Below are 26065 nucleotides of genomic sequence, written 5' to 3'. Positions count from 1 at the left end.
TGAAATTTTAGTATTTTAATAGCCTATAGATTATCCCAAATTTTTCCTTTATAAAAATTTGGGATCATACTAAAATTTCCTCTGTGAAATTTTAGTATTTTAATAGCCATAGCTTATCCCAAATTTTACCCCGATCTCTTCTATTGTAGCCTGACCCCTCTTGCCGTCGTCCTGTGTGCGGAGTAGGCTAAAAATTTTGTAGCGCTATAAGGGGCCCCCGATGGTGGGGTATCGACCGGGACCTGAAAATTGCGAGCGGGCATGGACCCGCCGTAGCACATGGTCTATTGATAGTTGAATGCGGAGGCGGGGAGCGAGCAATTTTCCGGAGTCACATTTTCCTCGCCGGGGAAAATGTGACGTTCCCGGGAGATACCCCACCGGAGAGGGGACCGGATAGACGGACCCGTAAAATTTTAAACAGCGAAGAATTTGTTTGTTTAGCGCCGGACATATGTTATAATCTTTGGAAATATGTCGAAGAAGATCGCACCGCGCGAACTGATACAGCAGGACTTCAAGAACCTCAAGACCTCCGAGCGGCTCCTGACCACGCCCAAGATAGAAGAACTCGTCTACATGCAGTCCATCGAAGGCCGCGCCCATAACGGCGCCGGCGCCTTCCAGAAGAGGACCTACGTCAATACCACGATCGATGACGTCGTGCGCGCCCTCGGGAGAAGCCCGAAGATGGTCAAGGCGAAGCGCCAGGAGCTGATAGACGAGATCGTCGAATTCGTCGATAGCGCCCTTGCCGATGACCCGCGCGAGCGCCTTGTGACGAGAAGCGGGAAGCCCCTCCTGGGCATCTCCCAATTCAAGGAGAGGACCGTCAACTATCACGATATACTGAGGGGCCTTTACCTGGGCGGACTCCGCGACGACCCGGATATACGCAGTAAGACGCAGGGGATATATAAGATCAATATAGGATACGGGAGATGCTATCTCGTCAATACCAAGGTAATGGAAGATATGGGGCTGGACGGCGAGATGCTGGCCCACCAGGAACACGGCGAAGATATAGATGATTACAAGGACTGCGGCCTGATAATCGATGAGGAGAGGACGAAACGCAGGGTATCAGGGCCTCATATAAAATATATGTACATCCGCCACCATGTGGGGCCGGGCCAGTCCGACGACGGTGCCATAGTCGCCTCCGGACTGGTGTACAATATAGACGTGGCGCTCGGCGTCTTCCTCGCCGATGCCATAGACACCCTGGAAAAGTATGTGACCGTTTACCGCGACCAGGACAATGACCTGGCAAGGTACATACAGGACTCGTACAAATTCCTGGACCTCGACCTGGACGATGTATATGAGCTTTCATACCTTGCTGCCATACCCCAGGATAGGATAGACGAAATACCTGACAGCTCCATGAGGTACCTCCTTACGATAGACCAGGAGACGGGCCAGTCGACGCTTGAGGCGCATCTCAATTTCATAGAGGGGAAACCGTTCCTCCCGATAGCCATAAGTTATAAGCGCATACTGATCTCCGTGCTCTACGATTTCATAAAGGAGAAACTGAAGAGCATAAAGAAGGAAGTGGTGGCGAAGGTCCCGGAGGCGCTTTCAAGGGAGCTCGACTCTTCCGTGGCCAAGGTGATGCAGCGCAAGTTCATAACGGTGAGCCCCGACACGTCGCTCAAGACCGCGCTCCAGAAGGTCGAGGCGAGGAAGGGCGAGCTTATAATAGTGAAAGACGAGTTCGGTAACATACTGGGTGTCATAAACCCCTCCGATTTCCTGGTATTCTTAAGGGAGACGAAATAGATGCCTGAGCTCAGGCGGGACCCTATTATAGGAAGGTGGGTCATCATATCCACCGAAAGGGCCAAGCGGCCGGACCAGTTCGGTTCAGGGCTGGTAGAAAAAGAAGAGTTCACCGGAGGCGAGAAGTGCCCTTTCTGCGAAGGGAACGAATCGATGACGCCCCCGGAGATATACGCGCTACGGAAGCCGGGCAGTTCTCCTAACGGCCCCGGGTGGGAGGTGCGTGTCATCCCGAGCATATCGCCGCTCCTCACCATCGAGGGGGATCTCGACAGGCACGGCCGCGGCATGTACGATATCATGAGCGCAAGGGGCGCCCATGAGATAATAGTGGAATCGCCGCGCCACCAGAGGGAATCCGAGCTCTCACAGGAACAGATAGTCAAGAGCATGAACGTGGTGCTCGACAGGATACGGGACCTGGAGCGCGATACCCGTATAAAGTACGCGATGCTCTTTAAAAATTACGGTAAGGCCGCAGGGGGCGGGCATATAAAACATCCGAGGGCCCAGATCATCGGGACCCCCGTTAACCTTAAGAGGGTCAAGGAAGAACTGAGCGGCGCAAAGTTCTATTACGATTACAGAGAGAGGTGCGTCTTCTGCGATATCATGAGGCAGGAGCTGGCCATGCAGAAACGCATAATAGCCGAATCGAAATATTTTATCGCCCTCGCCCCTTTTGCGTCCAGGTTCCCGTTCGAGACGTGGATATTGCCGAAAGGCCATTCCTGCGACTTCTATAAGACCGACAGGGGCCATGTACCCGACCTCGCCTCCCTCATAGACCTTATATTCAGGAAGACAAGGTCGGTGATAGGCGACTTTCCCTACAACCTCGTTCTGCATGCGGCCCCGTTCAGGCGGGACGCCGGCAAGAAAGGGTACTGGGAGACGATAGAGAGGGATTACCACTGGCATTTCGAGATACTGCCGATATTGACGCGGGTTGCCGGGTTCGAATGGGGAAGCGGTTTTTATATCAATCCGCTCCCTCCGGAAGACGCGGCGAGATCGGTGAGAGAGGCAAGGGTCTGATATGAATGAGCTCAGGCGGGACCCTATAACAGGAAGATGGACGATCGTCTTTCTGGATAAGATAGCCGGCCCGGGCGATTTCAGGGTCGAGCCGCATGACAAAAAGAGGGATAACTGCCCGTTCTGCTGGGGCAGCGAGGCGCTGACGCCTCCGGAGATAGCGGCGCACCGCAAGGCCGGACCGCCGAATTCGCCCGGATGGACCGTGCGCGTCGTCCCCAATAAGTTCCCGGCCCTGAGGATCGAAGGGGAGCTCGACAAAGAGGGGATCGGGATATTCGACATGATGAACGGGATCGGCGCCCATGAAGTGATCGTCGATACCCCGGAGCACTTTAAGGACATGGCCGACCTGACCCACGCCGAGACCGAAGAGGTCCTGTGGGCATATGTCGCAAGGTCCCTGGACCTGCGCCGGGACAGCCGGTTCAAGTACATCCTTATATTCAAGAACTACGGCAAGAGCGCCGGCGCATCGCTGGAGCATCCCCACAGCCAGCTGATAGCGCTCCCGATAGTCCCGAAGAGGGTGCTGGAGGAGATAGACGGCGCCTCGAAGTACTATGAATATAAGGAGAGGTGCGTCTTCTGCGATATAGTGCGCGAAGAACAGGAGAAGAAGGAAGGGATAATATACGAGGACGATTGTTTCATCGCCTTCTGCCCGTACGTCTCGAGGTTCCCTTACGAGGTGTGGGTCCTGCCGAAAAAGCACTCATCCGATTTCACGAATACGGACAGGGACCGCGTGAGGTGCCTGGCGCGCGCTCTCCGCGATTCACTGGCGCGCATAAAGAAACTTCTCTCGGACCCGTCGTACAATTTCATAATACACACATCTCCCATAAACGGCCACGAGAGGGAAGATTATCACTGGCATATAGAGATAATGCCTAAGCTCGGCAAGATAGCCGGCTTCGAATGGGGAAGCGGGTTCTACATAAATCCGGTCCCGCCTCATATAGCGGCAGAGAACCTCCTGAAGGTGAAATTGGGATAAGACCGCCGTATCATCCAAGATATCTTGCATCTTTAGAAAAAGATGATATAATAACATTTCCTACTAAGCGATTGGTCGCTTGAGAACTTATACAAAAGGGAGGGTAAGACGATGGCAGTGAAGGTAGGTATCAACGGGTTTGGAAGGATAGGCAGGATGGTCGGGCGCGCTATCCTCGAACGGAATTCGAAGTCGATGGAGCTTGTGGCGGTCAACGACATAACCGATGCGAAGACGCTCGCGCATCTTCTTAAATATGATTCTGTTCACGGCCGTTTTCCCGGCGGGAACGTCAAAGCGTCCGCCGATGCGATCATCGTTAACGGCAAGGAGATCAAGGTCCTTGCTAAAAAGGACCCGGGGGAGTTGCCGTGGAAGGCGCTGGGCGTCGAGATAGTCGTCGAATCGACGGGCCTCTTTACCATAAAGAACGACGGAGTAAATAAAAAAGGCAAAGAGGTGAAGGGCGCGGTGAATCATATCACAAAGGGCGGAGCCAAAAAGGTCATCATATCGGCCCCTGCCGAAGGGGAGGACCTCACGATCGTGCTGGGCGTGAATGAGGATAAATACGACCCGAAGAACCACACGGTCATATCGAACGCGTCGTGCACTACGAATTGTCTCGGGCCGGTGGCAAAGGTGCTGAACGATATGTGGGGCATAGAGAAAGGGCTCATGACGACGATCCACGCATATACGAACGACCAGAGGGTCCAGGACCTGCCGCACTCGGACCCGCGCAGGGCCCGCGCTGCGGCCGTCTCGATGATACCTACATCTACCGGAGCCGCCAGGGCTATAGGGTTAGTCATACCGGAACTGAAGGGTAAACTCGACGGTTTCGCGATGAGGGTGCCGGTGCCCAACGTCTCGGTGGTGGACCTGACATGCACGCTGAAGAAGCCGGCGACGGCCGAGGAGATCAATAAGGCGATGAAGGCCGCCTCGGAAGGGAAGATGAAGGGTATACTCGAATATACCGAAGACGACGTGGTATCCGTCGACTTCAACCATTATCCGGCCTCGGCCACTCTCGATTCCAAGATGACCAAGGTCATAGGCGGTAATTTCGCCAAGGTCATCGCGTGGTATGACAACGAGTGGGGTTACTCGTGCCGGGTGGTGGACCTGATCGAATACATGATAAAGAAGGGATTGTAAGAGAGATATAGGGGCGCCGCTTTTCTGAGCGGCGTCCCTTTTTTTACTTGACAAAAAGATACTAATGTGGTATCATTCAAACCAAGATGAATTCGGGACTGATATCCAGGAAGACGGACTATTCGATACGCGCCGTCGCTTTCATGGCCAAGCATGAAGGAGAGGTGGTGAACGTATCTACATTGGTGGCGGAACTTAATATGCCGCGTCCGTTCCTGCGCAAGATCCTTCAGACGCTGGAGTCGAAAGGGATACTGAAGTCGCAGCGCGGGAAGGGCGGAGGGTTTGAGCTGGCTCGTCCGGCGGCAGAGATATCCCTGACAGATATGATCGAGGCGTTCCAGGGAACCGTTACTATTAAGGAGTGTCTTTTCAGGAAGGGCATATGCCCCAACAGGAAGACCTGCCGTTTGAAGAAGAGGCTCGATGCGATAGAAGGTCACGTCATCTCCGAATTGGCGCGCATTACCGTGAAGGATCTGCTCTAATATTAAGGAAGGCGGGTTATGGCAAAGAGAAAGATAGTAAAGATAGATGAAGAGAAGTGCAACGGCTGCGGCCTCTGCATCCCCAACTGCCACGAGGGCGCGTTACGGATAATAGACGGCAAGGCGCGCCTCATAAGCGGCCTTTGTGACGGCCTCGGGGCCTGTATAGGCCATTGCCCAAAAGGGGCGATCACTATAATAGAGGAAGGAGAGGCCGGCCATGCAGAGCACGCATGCCCCGGCTCGAAAGCGATGGATCTTAAGAGCGGTAAGAAAGATCATGGGGAAAAAGGGGTGAAGGGTAAAACGGCATCCCGGCTGTCCAACTGGCCCGTTCAGATAATGTTGGTCCCCGAGAACGCCCCGTACCTTAAAGGGGCCGACCTCCTCATAGCCGCGGATTGTGTCCCGTTCGCTTATCCCGATTTCCATGACGGGTTGCTGCGCGGGAAGGTCCTGCTCGTGGGCTGTCCGAAGCTGGATGACGCCGGGTTCTATAAAGAGAAGATCGCTTCCATCATAAAGAATAACGGCGTACGTTCGGTCACCTGTGCCCATATGGAGGTCCCGTGCTGCTTCGGGCTCGTATCGCTGGCCAGAGAGGCCATAGCGTCGTCCGGAAGGGACGTCAAATTCGAAGAGATCACCATAGGCATAAGAGGTGGCAGGTCATGATGATATCCCTCTGCCCGGGTTCACAGAAGTTCAGCCAGCCGCAGCCGGAAGAGGTGCAATGCCGGTATTGCGGCGAGAAGGCAGAGATATGGACGGATGAGGCCTCCGGCAGGTGTCAGAATTGCGGTAAGATGGTAAAACGCGAAGGCGGACAGACGTGCCTTGACTGGTGCAGATACGCTCGGGAGTGCGTGGGTGACGAGCGGTATAATAGATACAGGGAGATGAGGTCAAAAGAAGGAGGCGGATGATGTTCTGTTATCAATGCGAACAGACGGCGGGAGGGTCCGGATGTACCAAGGGAGGGGTATGCGGCAAGAACGAGGACATCCAGAGCCTGCAGGATATACTGCTATTCGGGCTCAAGGGGATAGCGGCATATGCGTACCACGCGCGGGAGCTTGGCGAGCGCGATGAGGAAGTGGATAGCTTCATGCATGAGGCGCTATTCAAGACGGTAACAAATGTGAGTTTTGATATGGGACAGCATCTGGATATGGTGCTCCGGTGCGGGAAGATGAACCTGAAAGTGATGGAGCTCCTAGACAGGGCCCATACGGGCAGGTTCGGCAATCCGGTGCCCACGGAAGTCGAGACCGGGACAAAGAAAGGCCATGCCATCCTTGTGACCGGCCATGACCTTCTCGACCTTTACGAGCTTCTTAAACAGACGGAGGGTAAAGGTATAGATGTATATACGCACAGCGAGATGCTGCCCGCTCACGGATATCCCGTATTGAAGAAGTTCAAACACCTCGCGGGTAACTACGGCGGCGCATGGCAGGACCAGAAGAAGGAGTTCGGCGCCTTCGGCGGGGCTATCCTGGCGACGACTAACTGTGTCCTGATACCGCCGGCCAATAGTTACCTCGACCGGTTGTTCACGACAGGGGTCACCGGTGTACCGGGCGGGACGCATATAAACGGGAGGGATTTCTCTCCTCTGATAAATAAGGCGAAGTCGCTCCCGCCGCTGGCGGAGACGCCCGGGAAGAAGATATTGACGGGTTTCCACCATACGGCCATCCTCGGTCTTGCGGATAAGATCATCGGCGCCGTGAAGGCGGGCAAGATAAGGCGCTTCTTCCTTATAGGCGGTTGCGACGGCGCAAAGCCGGGCAGGAACTACTACACGGAATTCGCGGAAAAGGTCCCCGGTGACTGCGTCATACTTACGCTCGCGTGCGGTAAATACAGGTTCAATAAGCTCGATTTCGGTTCCATAGACGGCATACCGCGCCTCATCGATATAGGGCAATGCAATAACGCCTATTCGGCAGTACGCGTAGCGTCGGCACTGGCGGATGCCTTCAAATGCGGCGTCAATGAACTGCCGCTTTCGTTAGTGCTGTCGTGGTTCGAGCAGAAGGCCGTCGCGATCCTGCTGACCCTTCTAGCGCTCGACATAAAAGGGATACGTATAGGCCCGACGCCGCCGGCATTCATAACGCCGAACGTATTCAAGGTGCTCCAGGATAAGTTCGATTTGAAGCTGGTGACGACGCCAGATGCGGACCTGAAGGATATATTTAAAAAATAAGCAAAGGGACGGGGGTGATACAGATATGCGGACAATGGTCAGATATATGCTAAGGCCTGTTGCGCACTGCAAAGAGGGTTGCAGTAGCCGGTCCTGAGCATGACTCAAAACTGCTCACCTTTTTTAAATAGACCGTGGTATAATTACGTTGTATCATTTGAAAGGGGGTTGATATCTATGGCAGGTACGAAATATTCGTGTGAAGGTGACATACTGTGCGGTGTCCATGTGCCTAAAGACGTGAAGGCGCTTTCCGAATTGGAACAGAAGCATATACCGGTGATCACGGCCCCGGATAAGGTGAAGAGGGATGAGCCGTTCCTGGTGACGATAGAGGTGGGGAAATATAAGGCCCATCCGAATGAGCAGGGACATTTCATAGAGTGGATAGAGCTATATTCGGGCGACACATTCCTTTTCAGGATAGGGCTATCCGCCTTATTGACGGAACCCAAAGTCACCGTTCCGGTAAAGCTCAGCCACGCATGCGGCCCGCTGAAGGCATGGGAGAAGTGCAATCTCCACGGCCTGTGGGAAGGCACGAAAGATATAGAGATAGAGGACTAAAAGAGACCCTTGACCATATGACAGATCTTTCGATCCTCCTGGGAGGGAAGGCAGGTGACGGTATAGACAGGGCAGGGCTTCTCATCGCCCGCGTCCTTAACCGGCTCAATTACCGGATATATATATACCGCGACTACCCTTCCCTCATAAGGGGCGGACATACATTTTCCGTTATACGCGCGTCGGACAGAAAGATCTCAGCCCACCCGGATAAGGTCGATATACTCATAGCGTTGAACCAGGAGACGCTGGACCTGCATAAGGGCCGCCTGAAGAGAGAGGCCATAGTCATCTATAATTCGGATATGGCCAAGCCGGACGGTATGCCGGGTGTCTCTGTGTCGCTCGGTATACCCATGGAGCAGATGGTGAAGGCATCCGGCGGTATCGACATAATGCGTAACTCATGCGCCATCGGGGCATTATTCAGGGCGATAGGTGTATCCTGGGATATACTGGAGGGGACGGCCAGGAAAAATATGTCTAAAGAGGCCGACCTCAATCTGAAGATAGCGCTTAACGGGTACGGATCATCGAAAGGGGCCCTGAAGATAGAGACGCTGCCTCAGGGCATGCTGCCCATACTTACCGGAAGCGAGGCGATCGGCCTTGGACTGGTGAACGGCGGGCTCGATACGTTCATCGCGTATCCGATGACCCCCGCATCGCCGCTTCTCCATTTTCTTGCCGGTATCGCGGATGATTTCTCGCTGAAGGTTATCCACCCCGAGAACGAGATAGCCGTGATGCTGATGGCGGCGGGATCTTCTTATGCGGGAGAGAGGGTGGCCGTCGGGACGTCGGGCGGCGGGTTCTGCCTTATGACGGAGGGCCTGAGCCTTTCCGGCATGGCCGAACTGCCGGTGGTGATCATGGTAGGGCAGAGGCCGGGCCCAAGCACGGGGCTTCCCACCTATACGGCCCAGACGGAACTCAATTTTGTATTGAGCGCGGGGCAGGGAGAGTTCCCGCGTCTTGTCGTAGCCCCAGGCGATGCCGAGGAGGCGTTCTCCTGGTCTCATATCGCCATGAAGATGTCGATGAAATATCAGATCCCGTCTATCATATTGGCCGATAAGACACTGGCGGAAGGCGTCTATAGTTTTGATCCGGATTCCATAAAAGAGATGCCGATAGAAGGCCCCCCTTCCTGGGACGGCACGGGCGAATACGGGCGGTATCGGGATACCGCAAGCGGAGTCTCTCCTATGGTCTGCCCGCCGCGTAAAGACGCCGTCGTTAAAGTCAACAGCTACGAACACGATGAGTACGGCATAACTACAGAAGACCCGGCGATGACCGTAAAGATGCAGGATAAGCGGCTCAGGAAAGGGGAATCCCTGAGCCGTGAGCTCGAGGGGTACGAAACGGTGAAGGTTTCCGGGAAGACGGATTCATCCACGATACTGTTATGCTGGGGGTCCAATAAAGGTGTATGCGAAGAGACGGCAGACCGCCTGGGGCTGAAAATGGTGCGGCCGGTCGTCCTGGGGCCTTTTCCGGTGAAGAGATTCCTCGAGGCGGTCAAGGGGGCGGAGAAGGTGATCGCCGTGGAAAATAATGCCACGGGACAGCTGGCGGGCCTTGCCGGCTGCTGCGGGTGCCGGGTCGATAAGCTGGTATTGAAGTATGACGGGAGGCCCTTCTCCCTGGATGAGCTGGAAGCGAGGGTGCGGGATCTTATATGATGAACCTGGGGACTTACGCGAAGAATACATGGTGCATCGGCTGCGGTAACTTTGCCATATTGAATGCCGTCAAGAGCGTCCTGGGGGCGCTGAAGGACGAAGGCACGCCTCTCGAGAATATAGTGATATTGTCGGGCATCGGATGCCACGCTAAGATAGCCGACTACCTGAACGTGAACAGTTTCTATTCGCTGCACGGGAGGGTCCTCCCGGTAGCGGAGGCGATAAAGATGGCCCGTCCCGGCATGAAGGTCATCTGCTTTTCAGGCGACGGGGACGCCTACGGCGAGGGGCTTGAGCACCTCATATTTGCCGCCAAGAGAAACATAGATGTGACATTGATAGTGCATGATAACCGTGTATACGGTTTGACCACCGGGCAATATACGCCCACGTCCCCGATAGGGTTCAAGGGGCGCTCAACGCCGGCCGGCACCAGGGAGCTCCCGATCAATCCGCTGGAGATAGCGCTCGCAAGCGGGGCGACATTCATCGCGAGAGGTACTTCGCACGGGATGGAACTCCTGAAAAATATATTCAAGGAAGCCGTAATGCACAAAGGGTTTTCGCTCGTAGATGTCCTCCAGGTCTGCGTCACGTATTACAATATGTACGATTACTATGATAAACATGTCTACGAACTGAAAGACCACGATGCCTCCGATTTTAAACGAGCGATGGAAAAAATAAGGGAATGGGATTATAATGGTGAAGCCCCGATAGCCCTGGGCGCCTTCTACAGGAGAGATGCCGCTACATTTGAGGATGCATACGCGTCCATACAGGGAAAAGGCACGGACCGGGCGGCCAAGGTACGCGCCGCCATAAAAGAGATGGTATGAACCGAAGAGAGGGGGGTGATCGAGAGTGAAGGCAAAAGTCGATGCGGATACATGCATAGGGTGCGGGCTCTGTGTTGCCACGTGCCCCGAAGTATTCAAGATGGAAGACGATAAGGCGGTAGCATTCGTCGCCGTCGTCCCGAAAGGGGCCGAAGAGACATGCAAAAAGGCCACGGATGAATGTCCGGTGACCGCGATAACGCTTAATTAAAGCAGGTTATGGCCGAAGAGCGTAAAAATATGGCTTGGAGAATATCGGTCCTGTCGTTCGTATTGGTCTCTTCCGTTTTTATGTATCATACGGAAGCCGGAGGAGGGGATAAGATGAAGCTGACGAGCCCGGCGTTCAAAGAGAACGCCTTGATACCCGAAAAGTATACCGGCGAAGGGGATGACATAAATCCGCCGCTCATCGTGAACGGCATACCGGGTGGCACGAAGACCATGGCATTGATAGTCGATGATCCTGACGCGCCGGCAGGCACATGGGTCCACTGGGTCGTATATGATATCCCGGTCATCCCGGAGATAGAGGAAGACAGCGTTCCCGGGAAACTGGGGACCAACGATTCGAACGGTTCCGGCAGGTACGGCGGGCCGTATCCGCCTCCGGGGAAGCCGCATCGGTACGTATTCAAGATATACGCCTTAGACAATAGCATCGGTCTGGGAGAGGGCGCCCGGAAAGAGGATGTCGAAGAGGCCATGAAGGGGCATATCCTGGACAGGGCAGAGCTTACTGGGTTGTATAAAAGGTAATACGCATATTTATGGATCCCAACGTACTTCATAATATAAATTACGGGATGTATATCGCCTCTTCCAATAAGGGCGATCTTCTCAACGGTCAGATAGTCAATACCGTGTTCCAGATAACGAACGATCCCGTTACGATAGCGATAAGCATAAATAAGAAGAACCTGACGCACGAATTCATAGAGTCAAGTTCGCGTTTCGGCATATCGATACTCGCGGAAGAGACGCCCCTGTCTTTTATAGGAAGGTTCGGTTTCAAGACAGGGCGAAGCGAGAATAAATTCAGGGATATTAAATTCATACGTCTTCCGTCCGGTTGTCCGGTCGTGCTGGACAATACGTTATGTTATATAGAGGCGAAGGTGATTAAAAAACTGGATTGCGGTACCCATACGCTCTTTCTGGGAGAATTGACGGAGTCCAAGGTTCTGAAGGCGGGGAAGGCGATGACCTACGATTACTATCACCAGGTCAAGCGCGGCACGACGCCGGATACGGCCCCGACCTTTATAAGAGGAGAGGAGACAAAAGGAAAGGATAATACCATGCAAAAATACCGCTGTGTCGTCTGTAACTATATCTACGATCCCGCGACGGGAGACCCGGACGGAGGCGTTGCGCCCGGCACGCCGTTCGAGAAACTCCCGGATAACTGGGTATGCCCGGTATGCGGGGCCGACAAGAGCCAGTTCGTGAAAGAGGGGTGATCGCTTATGAGGCCCTGTGAAATAAAGAAAGGCATCTATTGGGTAGGCGTCGTCGATTGGAACGTGAAGAATTTCCACGGCCACACTTATACGACCCGGCGCGGCTCTACCTACAACGCGTATCTCATAATCGACGATAAGATAACGCTGGTCGATACCGTTTACGGCCCGTTCGCGGACGAGATGATAAGGAAGATAGGGGAGATAGTGCCTCCCGGGAAGATCGATTACGTGATAGCCAACCATGTCGAGACGGACCATTCCGGCGCCATGCCGGCCCTGATGAAGCTCTGTCCGAAGGCAAAGGTATACGGGACGGCGAAGTGCAAGGAGGGCCTGTATCGAAACTATTACGAGAATTGGGATTTTCAGACCGTGAAGACAGGCGATAAGCTTAAGCTCGGCAGGCGTACATTGAGCTTTATCGAGGCGCCGATGATACACTGGCCCGACAGCATGTTCACCTACTGCCGCGAAGAGTCGCTCCTCCTGCCCAACGACGCTTTCGGCCAGCATTACGCTACAAGCGAGAGGTTCGACGACGAGGTGAGCGAGGCAGAGCTGATGGACGAGGCCGCGAAATATTACGCCAATATACTGTTGCCGCTCAGCTCCGTGATACTGAAAAAGATCGAGGATATACAGAAGATGGATATCCCGTTCGATATGATAGCGCCGAGCCACGGTATAATATGGCGCAAGGACCCCATGAAGATAGTGAAGGCATACATCTCATGGGCCAGGAACGAGACGAAGAAGAAGGCGGTGATAGTGTACGAGACGATGTGGGGCTCCACCGAGAAGATGGCCCGGCTCATCGCGGAGGGCATCGCAGACGCCGGCGTCGACGTCAAGCTCTTCGACATAAACGCCTCCGACCGCACGGAAGTGATAGGCCGGATGCTGGATGCCAAAGGATATCTCATAGGGTCGTCAACGCACGATAACGATATGCTTCCGGCGATAGCCGGTTTTCTGGAGCTTCTGAAGGGGCTGAAGCCGAAGAACAGGATCGCTGCGGCGTTCGGTTCGTACGGTTGGGGCGGCGGCGCGGCGGAGAATGTAGAGAAGGGGCTTAAAGAGGGGGGAATGGAGATAGCGCAGCCTTTATTATCCTGTAAATATGTCCCTGATGAAGGCGAGCGGAAACGGTGTTACGAGTACGGCCTGGAGTTCGGAAAGAAGCTGTAAAAAAAAGAAAGGGGTAGGATATGGGAAAGAAGTCGAGAGAGATAGCAGGCGCAGAGGTCAACCTGAAGGACCTGATAAAGGACCTGAATAAGGCGTATTGCGACGAATGGCTCGCCTATTACGCATGGTGGTACATGGCACAGGCGGTAGAGGGTAAAGGGTATGAGGATATGGCGGAATTCCTCAATAAGATAGCAAAGGACGAGCTCGAGCATGCCCAGGAGCTGGCCGAAAGGATCATCGAGCTTGGAGGCCTTCCGGTAAATAACATAAGCGACCTTGCCAAGAACGCGAACGCGCCGTACCCGGGCGTGATGAAGGACCTTGCCGACTACGATGCAATAATAAAGATCGTGACGACGGCCGAGGCGGGCGCGATCGAGGTATATAACAAGATCGCGAAGAAGACCTTCGGCAAAGACCACGATACATACCAGCTGGCTACGCACATCATGGGCGAAGAGATCGGCCACGAGGAGATGTTCGAGAACCTTAAAGGTTAGATGGCCCTTACAGCGTGCGAGGTCCTGCTCTTCGACGTAGACGGGACGCTCGTTGATTCGCGCCTTGATATCGCCAACGCGATGAACTTTGCCCTGGCCTCGGCAGGCCTTCCTAAAAAAGAGCCCGCCGAGATCACGGCGCATATAGGCACCGGAGTAAGCGACCTTGTCAGGAAGTGCCTGGGGGAGAGCCGCCAGGATATGGCGGGACGGGTGCTCGAGGCATTCAGCGGTTATTACCTGGAACACCCGGCCGATACCTCGAAGCTCTATCCGCACGTTAAAGAGGTGCTCGAGCATTTTAAGGGCAAGAGGAAATTTATCCTGACCAACAGGTATGCGCGCTTTGCGGATGTGACGCTTGGCAAACTGGGCATCCGGGCCCACTTCGAGGATATCATAGGCGGCGACGATGAAAGCTGCATGAAGCCGTCGGCGTGCATACTGGAGAGGTTATTTTCCGGTACTGCGACGGATAAAGATAAGGCCATGATCATAGGCGACATGGCCATAGACATAAATACCGGGAAGAATGCCGGTATAAGGACATGCTGGGTGACGTACGGCCTGGGGAAGAGGGAGGACGTCGAGCCGCTCAGGCCGGATTACGTTATAGACGACATGATAGAGTTAAAAAATATAGTGAGGTGAAGATATGGCAAAAAAAGTGACGGTCTATTCGACATCGACCTGCCCTTTCTGTATACGCGCCAAGCAGTTCCTTAAAGATAATAATGTAGTATTCGAGGATATCGACGTATCCGAAGATCCGGAGAAGGCCCAGGAGATGATGAGGAGATCGGGGCAGATGGGGGTGCCGGTGATCGATATAGAGGGCGATATCATAGTAGGGTTCGATAAGGAACGGATAAAAGAGGCATTGGGGATATAGGGCATCGGATGGGAGGACTGGGCCTGTGAAAAGATTACTGCACATAATAGCTACGCCTCGGGGAGCCGATTCGCGCACGCTCAAGGTATCCGCAGTATTCCTGGAAGAGCTGAAGAAAAAGTATCCGGACTGCGCCGTAGATGAACTGAACGTTTCTACGGAAAAGCTCCCGTCACTCACCGTACAGGTCGTTGAAGGTAAGTATGTCCTGCTCGGCGGCCGTGACCTCACGGGAAAGCTCAAGACCGCATGGAAGGAGGTAGAGAGGCATATCGAACGCTTCCTTGCCGCCGACATCTATCTCGTCTCTACCCCAATGTGGAATTTCAGTATCCCGTACACCCTCAAACAATATATAGATGTGATCCTCCAACCCAGGTATCTCTTCAGATATACCGATAAGGGCGCGGAGGGGCTTGTGAAGGGGAGGAAGATGGTCGTAATAACGAGCCGCGGAGGCGACTACGGCCCTTCCAGCCCGGCGCGCGCTTATGATCTACAGGAGCCGTACCTTAAGACGGCGTTCGGTTTTGCGGGGATCAGCGACATGACCTTTATCAATGCCGAGCCGATGGACGCGCTCGGACCGGACGTATGCAAGGCGAAGATATCGGAAGCCCGGTCAAAGGCGCGGGAGACAGCTTCGCGTTTATAACACAAGGCACAGATCATGGCAGAGAAGAAGATACTGGACCTCATAATAGCCGGCGCGGGACCTGCCGGCATAACCGCAAGCGTATACGCCGCGAGAAAAAAACTTGATTTCATGGTCATAAGCGAGGATATAGGCGGCCAGACGGGATGGAGCGGAGATATCGAAAATTACACCGGATACCAGTTCATAACCGGTCCCGATCTCGTCAACAAGTTCGAAGAGCACATGCGCCGCTATAACGTCGAGCTGAAAGAAGGGGAGAGGGTGATCGAGGTTAAGAAGACCGGCCCCACGGTCTCGGTCAGGACCGGTAAGGGGACGTATGAGGCGAAGACGGTCATCATAGCGTCCGGGAAGAAGTCGCGCGAGCTCGGCGTGCCCGGAGAGAGGGAGTTCAAGAACAGGGGGCTCACCTACTGCGCTACGTGCGACGGGCCGCTCTTTTCCGGAAAGGATGTCGCCGTGATAGGCGGCGGTAACTCCGCCCTGGACGCGGCGCTTCAGCTGATCAAGATAGCGAAGTTCGTCCACGTGGTCAATATAGCGCCCGCCCTGACGGGCGATGCCGTGATGAAGGATAAGGTCGAGGCCAGCCCGATCGCCAGGATACTGAACGACACGAAAGTTACGGCCGTCACGGGAGAGAAGTTCGTGAACGGCATAAAAATAAGGCGCGGCGGCAGGGAAGAGACGGTCCCGGTCGAAGGCGTATTCGTGGAGATAGGCCTCATACCCAATTCCGGTATCGCTCCCGATGTCGAGAAGAACCAGCGCGGAGAGATAAAGGTCAATTCATATAACGAAACGAGCGTGCCGGGCATATTCGCCGCCGGCGACGTAACGGATGTCCCGGAGAAACAGATCGTCATCGCCGCAGGCGAGGGCTCCAAGGCCGCTCTGGGGGCATTCCGCTACCTTAATAAGAGCCGTTGACACGACCCGCCAGGATATATTTCGATCCCATGAAGAGTGACAGAGAATTTTTAGCCGGAGAGTATAATAAGAGAAAGGCCGAGATAAAGAGGCGCCTGGGGGAGTTCCGCTCTCTCGGCGGACGCCCGGACAGAGATATATTCGGGGAGCTCTGTTTTTGTCTCTTCACGGCTAATGCCAATGCCGTCCTCTGCGACAGGGCGATACGCGAGCTTAAAGATACCGGGCTCCTCCTGAAAGGGGGCGCGCGCGAGGTAAGGCCGAAGATCAGGGGCAAGGTCAGATTCCATAATAAGAAGGCCTTATTCCTGGTGGGGGCGCGCCGGCTATTCTCATCCGGACCCGGAGGCCGGCTCGATATCAAGAGCCGGATCGAGCCGGGGCGCGTACAGGATACAAGGGAATGGCTGGTAGAGAACGTCAAGGGGCTGGGCTACAAGGAGGCGAGCCACTTCCTGCGTAATATAGGCCTCGGAGACGATATCGCCATACTCGACAGGCATATACTGAAGAACCTGAAAAGATACGGTGTCATACAGAGGATCCCTTCCTCGCTGGGCTCCCGGAAGACCTACCTGGAGATAGAGGAGAAGATGCGCCGCTTCGCCGGAGATATCCGTATCCCGATGCCCGAACTTGACCTCCTCTTCTGGTCCATCCAGACAGGGTTCGTCTTCAAGTAAAATTTTCTCTCTTGACAATCCCCTGAGGGGCCATTATAATTTAATACTCTTACTATATTAAGGAGAGGAAGATATGGCGAAGAAGACGATAAAGGATATGGACCTGAAGGGGAAACGTGTATTGATACGGGTCGATTTCAACGTGCCCCTGGACGATAATCTTAAGATAACCGACGATATCAGGATAAGGGCCAGCATCCCAACCATTAAATATGCCCTCGATAAAGGCGCTAAGGTCATATTGATGAGCCACTTAGGAAGGCCGGACGGCAAGGTCGTCGAGAAGATGCGCCTTGCCCCTGTTGCGAAGCGGCTGGGAGAGCTTCTGGAGAGGCCCGTCACGGCGCTCAAGGATTGCATAGGCCCGGAAGTCAAGAAGACGGTCCTGGCCATGAAAGAGAATGATATCATACTCCTGGAGAACCTGAGGTTCCATGCGGAGGAAGAGGCCAACGATGCCGGTTTTGCCGCGGAGCTTGCCTCGCTGGGCGAGATCTTCATAAATGACGCTTTCGGCACGGCCCACAGGGCCCATGCCTCAACGGAGGGCGTAACGAAATACCTGCCCTCCGCAGCCGGGTTCCTTTTGGAGAAAGAGATAGAGTACCTCGGTAACGCCGTCTCCGACCCTAAGAGGCCGTTCGTCGCTATACTGGGCGGCGCAAAGGTCAAGGACAAGATAAAGGTGATAGACAACCTGCTCGATAAAGTGGATGTCCTGCTGATAGGCGGCGGTATGGCCTATACATTCCTGAAGGCAAAGGGGAAGACGATCGGCTCGTCAAAGCTGGACAAGGACGGCTTCGAAACAGCCAAGGCGGCCCTCGATAAGGCGGCGAAGAAGAATATCCCCATGGTCCTTCCCGTAGATAACGTCATCGCCGATAAGTTCGATGCGCTTGCCAATGTGAGGATGGTCGGAGAGGATATACCTGACGGCTGGATGGGTCTGGATATAGGACCGAAGACGGTAAAGATATTCAAGGATAATCTCAAGGGCGCAAAGACCGTCGTATGGAACGGCCCTCTCGGGGTGTTCGAGATGGATAAGTTTGCCAAGGGCACAGAGGAGATCGGGAGATTCCTGGCCAACCTTAAAGGGGCCACAACGATAATAGGCGGCGGCGATACGGCGGCAGCAATATCGAAGTTCAAGCTGGAAAAGAAGATGACCCACATATCGACCGGCGGCGGGGCGTCTCTTGAGTACCTGGAAGGCCGCGGACTGCCGGGCATAGATGCGTTGCAGGATAAGTAGGCGGACAATATGCGCAAGATAATAATAGCCGGCAACTGGAAACTGAATAAGACGATACCCGAGTCCGTAGAGCTCGTCAACATGCTGAAGCGCTCGCTTTATGATATCTCGGAGATAGAGATCGTAGTATGCCCGCCCTTTACGTCATTGAGCGATGTGCATGATCTGATCGTAGACACGAATATAAGGTTAGGGGCCCAGGATGTTTACTGGGAGAATTCAGGCGCCTTTACTGGTGAGGTCTCGGCCGCCATGCTGAAATCCGCCGGCTGCGAGTATGTGATAGTGGGCCACTCCGAAAGGAGGCAATACTTCGGGGAGACGAATGCGACGGTGAACAGCAAGGCGAAGGCGGTCCTGGCAGAAGGGCTTACGCCGATCGTATGCGTGGGCGAGAGGCTTGAGGACAGGAAGGCCGGGAAGACGTTCGACGTTATAAGGGACCATGTGGAGAACTCGCTCGCCGGTATCCCCAAGAGCGATATGTTACGGACCGTGATAGCTTATGAGCCGGTATGGGCTATAGGCACCGGCGTCAATGCGACGAAAGAGCAGGCCCAGGAGGTCCACAGGTATATCCGGGACCTGTTGAAGAAGATGTACGATGAGGAGCTGTCCAAAAAGGTCAGGATACAGTACGGCGGGAGCGTGAAGCCGGACAATATAAAAGAGCTTATCTCGCAGGAAGACGTCGACGGCGCGCTCGTGGGGGGAGCGAGCCTGAAGGCGGATTCTTTCTCCGGGATAGTCAAAAATTGTTTATAAGAACGGGGTGAAACCATGTTATACGGACTTGTGATAGCGATACATATAGTGGTCTCCTTGGTATTGATAGCGGTCATCCTGCTTCAGGCAGGGCGCGGAGGGGGCCTCTCCGAATCGTTCGGCGGGAGCTCGACCCAGACCCTTTTCGGGACGAAGACATCCTTATTCCTGACCAGGGCGACGGCCATCTCAGCCATCGTCTATATCCTGACCTGCCTCACCCTGGGTGTAATGACGAGCCATAGAGGGCGTTCTCTTGTCGCTAAAGAGACGGTCAGGATGCCCATGACCCAGTCGGGCACGCCTCAACCATTACCGGATACCGGCCCGTTCGATTATTAAAAGGGGAATATTCCCCATGAAGGTATATAAGAGATCGTCATCTATACCGCCGATACTTTTGGCGGTATTTTTTTTATTGAGCGCCGCGGTACATGCCTCCGGAGATGACGGCCCCTCTTACGGCGACGCTATAGTCGTCGCTTCTATCAGCGACGCCCGCACCCTTCTTCCCATACTTGCGTCCGATTCCGCCTCAAGCGACGTCTGCGGCATGATATTCAACGGCCTTGTAAAATATGACAAGGATATCAACCTTACCGGGGACCTGGCAGAGAGCTGGGAGGTCTCCGGCGACGGCCTTGGCATAACGTTCCATCTGCGAAAGGGAGTGCGGTGGCATGACGGCGTGCCGTTCACTTCGAAAGACGTGGAGTTCACGTACAGGAGACTCGTAGACCCGGCCGTCAAGACACCCTATAGCGGCGACTTTGAGCGGGTGAGGTCCCTTGAGACGCCCGACGATCATACCGTAAAGGTCACATACAAAGAGCCGTTCTCGCCTGCCGTATCGAGCTGGGGCATGTGGATCATGCCGGAGCATATACTTAAGGGCGAAGATCTCAACAGTACCGGTTTCGGCCGTAACCCGGTTGGGACCGGACCCTATAAGTTCAGGTCCTGGAAGACGGGGGAGAAGATAGAGCTCGTATCCAACCATGACTATTTCGAGGGCAGGCCATACATCGACCGTTATATATACAGGATAATACCGGACGAGTCCACCATATTTCTTGAGCTGGAGACCCAGGGGGTAGACCTGTCCATGCTCACGCCTCTCCAGTATATGAGACAGACCGACGGTCTATTTTTCAGGGATCATTACCAAAAATTCAGGTATCCGAGTTTCGGGTTCACCTATATGGGATACAACCTCGCGGACCCGAAGTTCCGGGACCCGCTGGTGAGGCAGGCGATAAACTACGCCGTAGATAAAGAGGAGATGGTAAATACGATATTCTTCGGGCTCGCAAAGGTGACGACCGGGCCGTTCGTCCCGGATTCATGGGCCTACAACGGCGATGTGAAGCCCGCCCCCTGCGATCCGTCGAAAGCGAAAGAGCTCTTGTCGCTCGCCGGGTGGCGGGATTCCGACGGCGACGGATGGGTCGAGAAGGACGGGAGGGATTTTGAGTTCACGGTCCTTGTGAACCAGGGTAATTCCGAGAGGTTGAGATGCGCCGAGATGATACAGCGCTCCTTAAAGTCGGTGGGCATACGGATGAAGATAAGGGTGCTCGAATGGAGCGCCATGATAAACGAGTTCATAGATAAGAGGCGTTTTGAGGCGGTGCTGATGGGCTGGTTCCTCTCGCGCGACCCCGACTGTTACGACATATGGCATTCATCGAAGACGGGGGAGGGAGAGTTCAATTTCGTAGGGTACAGGAACGATAAGGTGGATGAACTGCTGGACGAGGGACGGAGGACGTTTGACCGGCCAAGGCGCGAGGCCATATACCGCGAAATACACCGGCTCATATACGATGACCAGCCGTACCTCTTCCTGTACGCGCCCGAGATGCTGCCCGTAGTCCATAAGAGGTTCCATGGTGTCGAGGCGTCAAAGATAGGGATCGGTTATAATTTCATACGGTGGTATGTGCCCGGGAAAGACCGAAGGTACAGGTGAAGAAGAGAGAGAAGGTCATCATGGCCTGGAGCGGCGGCAAAGACAGCGCGCTCGCCTTTCACAGGATGGCGGGTGACGGCTCAAAAGAGATCGACCTCCTTTTGAGCACCGTGACAGAGCCATATGACAGGATAAGCATGCACGGCGTGAGGCGGGTCCTCCTGGAGCGACAGGCCCTCTCTATGGGCATAGGCCTGGGGACGGTCCATATATCAGAGAGCTCTTCATGCGATGAGTATGAGTCGAAGATGAGGGCCTTCCTCGAAGAGAGTATCGGGCGAGGCGTCTCTTCCGTTGCCTTCGGAGATATATTTTTGGAAGACCTCAGGAAGTACAGGGAGGATAAGCTGGCTGAACTGGGCCTCAAAGGCATATTCCCGTTATGGAAAGGCGATACGGCGGCGCTTGCCGGCGAGTTCATATCCCGCGGATTTAAGGCGGTCATAACATGCGTCGATTCCGATGCCCTGGACGGAAGTTTTGCAGGAAGGGAGTTCGACAGGCAGTTCCTTAAAGACCTTCCGCCGTCGGTCGACCCGTGCGGGGAGAACGGGGAATTCCATTCGTTCGTCTATGAAGGCCCGATATTCAAGGAGCCGGTCCTGTGGGAAAAGGGTGAAGTCGTCGTCAGGGCCGGGCGTTTCTACTATTGTGACCTGGTGCCTCGATAAAGATACGGAGGAGATATGAGGAAAAGGACCATTTTTTTAGCCGTTGCGGCCCTGGCGCTCTTGACCGAACCGCTCTTTGCCATGCGATACCGGCTCCAGAGTGAATTCGAGATGGTGCCGGCGCCGCGTCTGATATCGCCTGCCACCGAAGAAGTGGTCCTTACCGGAAAGGGCGAACTCGAATTCAAATGGAGCCCGCATGAGGGTGACTCCATGAGGCGGGCATATTATGACTTCCGGTTGTATGAAGGATATGCGATGCTCGACTCTTCGCTGATACTCAAGCGCCGTACCAAATCCGATGAATTTTCCGTCACTCTGAAGGCGGATATGTTCCGTGACGGGATGGTCTACACCTGGTCGCTCCGGCAGGTCTATACAGGTTCCGCGAAGAGCGATAAGGTACATCAGTCGTTCAAGGTCATAAAAAAATAATATATGGCCCGCTATATCATAAGGCGTCTATTGGGTCTGGTACCGGTGCTCTTCGGCATAACGGTGATCTCGTTTTTCGTGATCCACCTTGCCCCTGGCAAGCCCACCGGCATACAGTCGGACCTCAACCCGAAGATATCCTATGAGGCGCGCCTCAGGGTGGAGAAGCTTTACGGCCTGGATAAGCCCGTCCACATCCAATATCTGGAATGGGTCAGGCGGTTTATGGTCTTCGATTTTGGTCGGTCGTACGTTGATGACAGGCCCGTCTCGGAAAAGATCATGGAGAGGATACCGGTAACGCTCTTAATAAGTTTCCTTTCCCTCGCGATCATATTGGCCGTAGGCATACCGATAGGGATATTATCCGCGGTAAAGAGGGGGTCCTTTGCGGACCGGCTCACTACGGTAGGCGTCTTCATCGGGTTCTCTACGCCTGAGTTCTGGCTCGCTCTCCTCCTCATGAGCCTCTTTGGCATAAGATTGGGACTCCTCCCCGTATCGGGGATAAGGTCGCTCGATTTTGAATACTTCACTTTCCTGGGCAAGGCGGCCGATATCGCCAGGCACCTCATCCTTCCCGTTGCCATTTCGGCTTTCGGAGGGCTTGCCGGCATCTCCAGGTATATGCGCACGGCGATGATAGGCGTGGAAGATGAGGATTATATACGCACGGCCCGGGCCAAGGGCCTTACGGAGAAGCAGGTCATATACAAACATGCCCTGAAGAACGCCCTCCTCCCGGTGATAACTATCGTCGGTCTTTCGGTGCCGGGCCTCATAGGCGGGAGCGTCATATTCGAATCGATATTCTCCATACCCGGTATGGGGCGGCTCTTCTATGATTCCGTAATGGCGAGGGATTACTCGACCATAATGGGGGTCCTGTCCATAGGGGCCATCCTTACGCTCCTGGGCAACCTCCTCGCCGACATCGCTTACTCGTACGCGGACCCAAGGATAAGGATAAGCGAGGGCAAGCTATGAAAGAGCTGATCGGGAACAGGGCGGCTTTTGGGGGACTTGTATTCATAATGATCATGCTCCTCTTTGCCTTGCTTGCGCCGTTCATCGCCACGCACGATCCGACCGCCCTGGACACCCGTGCCGTCCTCGTCGGCCCTTCGGCCGGACACCTCCTGGGCACCGATACGCTCGGCCGCGATATATTCTCGCGTATCGTGTACGGTTCCAGGATATCGCTTTCGATCGGCTTCATCGCGGTCGGCATATCGGTCCTGATAGGGATCTTCTTCGGGTCGGTCTCCGGGTATTACGGAGGGAAGGTCGACTCTCTGATAATGCGGTTTGTCGATGTGATGCTCTGTTTCCCGACATTCTTTCTCATACTTGCCGTGATAGCGTTCCTCGAGCCCTCCATATTCACTATAATGTTCGTCATAGGGGCCACCGGCTGGATGGGGGTGGCCCGTCTCGTGAGGGCCGAGATCCTGACGCTCAAGGAGAGGGATTTCGTCGCCGCATCCAGGGTCATGGGCGCAAGCGACGCATGGATCATAATGAAACACCTTATACCGAACGCCATAGGCCCTGTCCTGGTGAGCGCGACTCTTGGGATGGGCGGGGCGATACTGGTCGAGTCGAGCTTGAGTTTTCTCGGGATAGGCGTCCAGCCGCCGACCCCGAGCTGGGGGAATATACTTATGGACGGAAAATCTACCCTCGGGGTTGCGTGGTGGCTTACCATATTCCCCGGCATCTTCATATTGCTTACGGTGCTGGCGTATAATCTGCTGGGCGAAGGGCTGAGAGATGCGTTGGAGCCGCGGCTGAGGAGATGATGACAATATGAATATCCTGCAGGTCAAAAATCTTAAGGTCCAATTCGGCGCCGGGCCCGGGACGACGAAAGCCGTCGACGATGTGAGCTTCGATATCCGGGATAAGGAGGTATTCGGCCTCGTAGGGGAGTCCGGCTCCGGCAAGACGATGACGGCGCTCTCCATCCTTAAACTTATACCGTCTCAGGGCGCCATAGCCGGCGGCGAGATCGTCTTTAACGGCATTGACATATTTAAAGCGGGCGAAGAGGACCTGCGTTCTATCCGGGGATCAAGGATAGCCATGATATTCCAGGAGCCGCTCAGCTCTTTTAACCCGGTATTTACCATAGGGGAGCAGATGATGGAAGCGGTCATCGCGCACAGGCGGCAGGGCGGTCCGGCCGGGGCGAAGGGGTTATGCCTTGAATATCTGGAGCGCGTTCATATACCCGAGCCATCCAAAATATTCCATGACTATCCTCACCAGCTGTCAGGAGGGACCAGGCAGCGCGTGATGATAGCGATGGCGCTGGTCAATTCGCCGGAGCTGCTCATCCTTGACGAACCGACGACGGCGCTGGATGTCACGGTCCAGGCGAAGATACTCGATCTCCTGGAAGAGATAAGGAGCGAAGGGAAGGTCTCGATGTTATTCATAAGCCACGACCTCGGCATAATCGCCAGGATGTGCGACAGGGTGGCTGTGATGCAGAGGGGCAGGATCGTTGAGACGGGCGGAACGAAAGAGTTGTTTTACAATCCGAAGGACCCCTATACTATAGCTCTCCTTGAATCTGTAAAGGCGCTGGCATGATGATAGAGTGTGATGATGTAAAGAAATCATTCCCCATACAAAGGGGCCGGATGCGGGAGACGGTAGGCCTTGCCAGGGTACTAGACGGTGTGACGGTCTCGATAGAAAAAGGCGAGGTCTTCGGTCTTGTCGGCGAATCCGGTTGCGGGAAAACGACGCTCGGCAAGATCATCCTGGGGATACTGATGCCGGATTCGGGCAGCGTCCGGCGCGCGACAGGCAGGATCCAGGCGATATTCCAGGACCCGTACAATAGCCTGGACCCGAAGATGAGGGTCTCTGACATCCTGGCGGAAGGCCTGATATTGAAAAGAGAATGCGCCCGCATGGATGTGAAGATGAGGGAGGTATTGGATATGGTGAAGCTGCCGCAGGCCTCGCTCAAAAAATATCCCCATCAATTCTCGGGAGGCGAACGCCAGCGGATCGCCATAGCCAGGGCGGTCCTGACCGACCCGGAATTCATCGTCTGCGATGAGCCGGTGTCGAACCTCGACATCACGATACAGGTCCAGATCCTGACGCTCCTCAAGGCGATACAGAAGAGGCTCTCCATGACGTACCTCTTCATAAGCCACGACCTCCGTGTCATAAGGTTCATGTGCGACCGCGTCGCGGTCATGCACGGCGGCCGCATCATCGAAGAGGGTCCCGCCGCCCGGGTATACTCCGCCCCCTCCCAGCCCTATACCAAAACCCTCCTCTCCTCGGTCCTCGACCTCTATCCCAAGCCCTAAAATTTTTCGTCTCCTACACGTGTCCCCTCTCCGGTGGGGTATCTCCCGGGAACGTCACATTTTCCCCGGCGAGGAAAATGTGACTCCGGAAAATCGCTCGCTCTCCCGCCAAACGAGTCGGGTAGCCCTAGTATATCAATAGACACTCTTTTAAAGGTGTTTGGCGGGATCCATGCCCGCTCGCGATTTTCAGGTCCCGGTCGATACCCCACCATCGGGGGCCCCTTCGATGAGAGACGAAAAATTTCGCCGTGTCTGCCGCACGAAGGGTACTGTGAACGGCCATTAGAATTTTTTCGGCAATACCTGCTATCCCTTATCGGTGCACAAGGGATTACGTCGAGCGAATGCAGGAACTGACCGAGGCAAGAGATGAAAGGATATATGCACCCGTACAAAGGGGATTTATCAAGTAACGGGTTATTGACACAAAGGCCGAGGGAATTCCTGCAAATTCGCGAGACGTAAACCGCAGTGCACGGCGAAAAAATTCAGGCCGTGAACAGGACCCTGAGTGCGGCA

Annotated in this window: 31 protein-coding genes; all 31 read left to right on the top strand. The window is 54.5% G+C overall.

What is annotated here, in order from left to right:
* The first annotated feature begins 474 nt into the window (after positions 1 to 474).
* The 31 genes from WC515_08810 (at position 475) to WC515_08660 (ending at position 25543) form a co-directional block, all read left to right on the top strand.
* Positions 475 to 1785, top strand: coding sequence for a CBS domain-containing protein (locus WC515_08810; protein ID MFA5147459.1), 1311 nt, complete (start codon positions 475 to 477; stop codon positions 1783 to 1785).
* Positions 1786 to 2823 (top strand): DUF4931 domain-containing protein, encoded by a 1038-nt coding sequence (locus WC515_08805; protein MFA5147458.1) that lies wholly within the window; start codon positions 1786 to 1788, stop codon positions 2821 to 2823.
* Between the two features lies 1 nt (position 2824).
* Complete coding sequence (gene galT / locus WC515_08800) at positions 2825 to 3823, top strand: galactose-1-phosphate uridylyltransferase (protein MFA5147457.1); 999 nt, start codon at positions 2825 to 2827, stop codon at positions 3821 to 3823.
* A gap of 111 nt (positions 3824 to 3934) precedes the next feature.
* A complete protein-coding gene (gap, locus tag WC515_08795) occupies positions 3935 to 4987 on the top strand; it encodes a type I glyceraldehyde-3-phosphate dehydrogenase (protein MFA5147456.1) in 1053 nt (350 codons plus the stop codon).
* Positions 4988 to 5073: 86 nt separating this feature from the next.
* Positions 5074 to 5475 (top strand): Rrf2 family transcriptional regulator, encoded by a 402-nt coding sequence (locus WC515_08790; protein MFA5147455.1) that lies wholly within the window; start codon positions 5074 to 5076, stop codon positions 5473 to 5475.
* 18 nt (positions 5476 to 5493) lie between these two features.
* Entirely contained in the window at positions 5494 to 6150 is a 657-nt protein-coding gene (locus WC515_08785; protein MFA5147454.1) for a 4Fe-4S binding protein, read from the top strand.
* On the top strand, positions 6147 to 6401 hold the full coding sequence (locus tag WC515_08780) for a hypothetical protein (GenBank protein ID MFA5147453.1): 255 nt from the start codon (positions 6147 to 6149) through the stop codon (positions 6399 to 6401). Before WC515_08785 ends, WC515_08780 begins: the two co-directional genes overlap by 4 nt.
* Positions 6401 to 7690 (top strand): hydroxylamine reductase, encoded by a 1290-nt coding sequence (hcp, locus tag WC515_08775; protein MFA5147452.1) that lies wholly within the window; start codon positions 6401 to 6403, stop codon positions 7688 to 7690. The genes WC515_08780 and hcp overlap by 1 nt, the downstream gene beginning before the upstream one ends.
* 177 nt (positions 7691 to 7867) lie before the next feature.
* Positions 7868 to 8257, top strand: a complete 390-nt coding sequence (locus WC515_08770) for a desulfoferrodoxin family protein (protein ID MFA5147451.1) — start codon at positions 7868 to 7870, stop codon at positions 8255 to 8257.
* Between the two features lie 17 nt (positions 8258 to 8274).
* Complete coding sequence (locus WC515_08765; protein ID MFA5147450.1) at positions 8275 to 9945, top strand: 2-oxoacid:acceptor oxidoreductase subunit alpha; 1671 nt, start codon at positions 8275 to 8277, stop codon at positions 9943 to 9945.
* On the top strand, positions 9942 to 10787 hold the full coding sequence (locus tag WC515_08760) for a thiamine pyrophosphate-dependent enzyme (GenBank protein MFA5147449.1): 846 nt from the start codon (positions 9942 to 9944) through the stop codon (positions 10785 to 10787). Before WC515_08765 ends, WC515_08760 begins: the two co-directional genes overlap by 4 nt.
* Positions 10788 to 10812: 25 nt before the next feature.
* Positions 10813 to 10998 carry a ferredoxin gene (locus WC515_08755; GenBank protein ID MFA5147448.1) on the top strand — a complete coding sequence of 62 codons (186 nt, stop codon included), beginning with the start codon at positions 10813 to 10815 and terminating at the stop codon, positions 10996 to 10998.
* Between the two features lie 29 nt (positions 10999 to 11027).
* Positions 11028 to 11546, top strand: a complete 519-nt coding sequence (locus WC515_08750) for a YbhB/YbcL family Raf kinase inhibitor-like protein (GenBank protein ID MFA5147447.1) — start codon at positions 11028 to 11030, stop codon at positions 11544 to 11546.
* A gap of 11 nt (positions 11547 to 11557) precedes the next feature.
* The gene (locus WC515_08745) at positions 11558 to 12250 is read left to right on the top strand and encodes a flavin reductase (protein MFA5147446.1); all 693 of its coding nucleotides are present in this window, start codon (positions 11558 to 11560) and stop codon (positions 12248 to 12250) included.
* A 6-nt stretch (positions 12251 to 12256) separates the two neighbouring features.
* Positions 12257 to 13441, top strand: coding sequence for a flavodoxin domain-containing protein (locus WC515_08740; protein ID MFA5147445.1), 1185 nt, complete (start codon positions 12257 to 12259; stop codon positions 13439 to 13441).
* Between the two features lie 20 nt (positions 13442 to 13461).
* On the top strand, positions 13462 to 13944 hold the full coding sequence (locus WC515_08735; GenBank protein MFA5147444.1) for a ferritin-like domain-containing protein: 483 nt from the start codon (positions 13462 to 13464) through the stop codon (positions 13942 to 13944).
* The gene (locus tag WC515_08730) at positions 13945 to 14595 is read left to right on the top strand and encodes an HAD-IA family hydrolase (GenBank protein ID MFA5147443.1); all 651 of its coding nucleotides are present in this window, start codon (positions 13945 to 13947) and stop codon (positions 14593 to 14595) included.
* A gap of 4 nt (positions 14596 to 14599) precedes the next feature.
* Entirely contained in the window at positions 14600 to 14836 is a 237-nt protein-coding gene (locus WC515_08725; protein ID MFA5147442.1) for a glutaredoxin domain-containing protein, read from the top strand.
* Positions 14837 to 14861: 25 nt separating this feature from the next.
* Complete coding sequence (locus WC515_08720) at positions 14862 to 15491, top strand: NAD(P)H-dependent oxidoreductase (GenBank protein ID MFA5147441.1); 630 nt, start codon at positions 14862 to 14864, stop codon at positions 15489 to 15491.
* Between the two features lie 15 nt (positions 15492 to 15506).
* Positions 15507 to 16424 (top strand): FAD-dependent oxidoreductase, encoded by a 918-nt coding sequence (locus tag WC515_08715; GenBank protein ID MFA5147440.1) that lies wholly within the window; start codon positions 15507 to 15509, stop codon positions 16422 to 16424.
* A gap of 29 nt (positions 16425 to 16453) precedes the next feature.
* The gene (locus WC515_08710; protein MFA5147439.1) at positions 16454 to 17107 is read left to right on the top strand and encodes an N-glycosylase/DNA lyase; all 654 of its coding nucleotides are present in this window, start codon (positions 16454 to 16456) and stop codon (positions 17105 to 17107) included.
* Positions 17108 to 17180: 73 nt separating this feature from the next.
* Positions 17181 to 18365, top strand: a complete 1185-nt coding sequence (locus WC515_08705) for a phosphoglycerate kinase (GenBank protein ID MFA5147438.1) — start codon at positions 17181 to 17183, stop codon at positions 18363 to 18365.
* 9 nt (positions 18366 to 18374) lie between these two features.
* Positions 18375 to 19130: a triose-phosphate isomerase gene (gene tpiA / locus WC515_08700; protein ID MFA5147437.1), complete on the top strand. Its 756-nt coding sequence runs from the start codon at positions 18375 to 18377 to the stop codon at positions 19128 to 19130.
* A gap of 15 nt (positions 19131 to 19145) precedes the next feature.
* Entirely contained in the window at positions 19146 to 19472 is a 327-nt protein-coding gene (gene secG / locus WC515_08695; protein MFA5147436.1) for a preprotein translocase subunit SecG, read from the top strand.
* A gap of 16 nt (positions 19473 to 19488) precedes the next feature.
* On the top strand, positions 19489 to 21102 hold the full coding sequence (locus tag WC515_08690; GenBank protein MFA5147435.1) for a peptide-binding protein: 1614 nt from the start codon (positions 19489 to 19491) through the stop codon (positions 21100 to 21102).
* Entirely contained in the window at positions 21099 to 21773 is a 675-nt protein-coding gene (locus WC515_08685; protein ID MFA5147434.1) for a diphthine--ammonia ligase, read from the top strand. Before WC515_08690 ends, WC515_08685 begins: the two co-directional genes overlap by 4 nt.
* A 15-nt stretch (positions 21774 to 21788) precedes the next feature.
* Positions 21789 to 22208: a hypothetical protein gene (locus WC515_08680; protein ID MFA5147433.1), complete on the top strand. Its 420-nt coding sequence runs from the start codon at positions 21789 to 21791 to the stop codon at positions 22206 to 22208.
* A gap of 3 nt (positions 22209 to 22211) precedes the next feature.
* Positions 22212 to 23195, top strand: coding sequence for an ABC transporter permease (locus WC515_08675; GenBank protein MFA5147432.1), 984 nt, complete (start codon positions 22212 to 22214; stop codon positions 23193 to 23195).
* Entirely contained in the window at positions 23192 to 24010 is an 819-nt protein-coding gene (locus tag WC515_08670) for an ABC transporter permease (GenBank protein MFA5147431.1), read from the top strand. Before WC515_08675 ends, WC515_08670 begins: the two co-directional genes overlap by 4 nt.
* A gap of 7 nt (positions 24011 to 24017) precedes the next feature.
* On the top strand, positions 24018 to 24806 hold the full coding sequence (locus WC515_08665) for an ABC transporter ATP-binding protein (protein MFA5147430.1): 789 nt from the start codon (positions 24018 to 24020) through the stop codon (positions 24804 to 24806).
* On the top strand, positions 24803 to 25543 hold the full coding sequence (locus WC515_08660; protein ID MFA5147429.1) for an ATP-binding cassette domain-containing protein: 741 nt from the start codon (positions 24803 to 24805) through the stop codon (positions 25541 to 25543). The genes WC515_08665 and WC515_08660 overlap by 4 nt, the downstream gene beginning before the upstream one ends.
* The last annotated feature ends 522 nt before the right edge of the window (positions 25544 to 26065 follow it).

The organism is Candidatus Omnitrophota bacterium (genome assembly GCA_041650805.1).
In the GTDB taxonomy this organism is placed as follows: Bacteria; Omnitrophota; Gorgyraeia; order 2-01-FULL-45-10; family 2-01-FULL-45-10; genus JBAZKM01.
The sequence above is the reverse complement of the archived record's forward strand: the minus strand, read 5'-3'. Positions and strand labels throughout refer to the sequence as shown.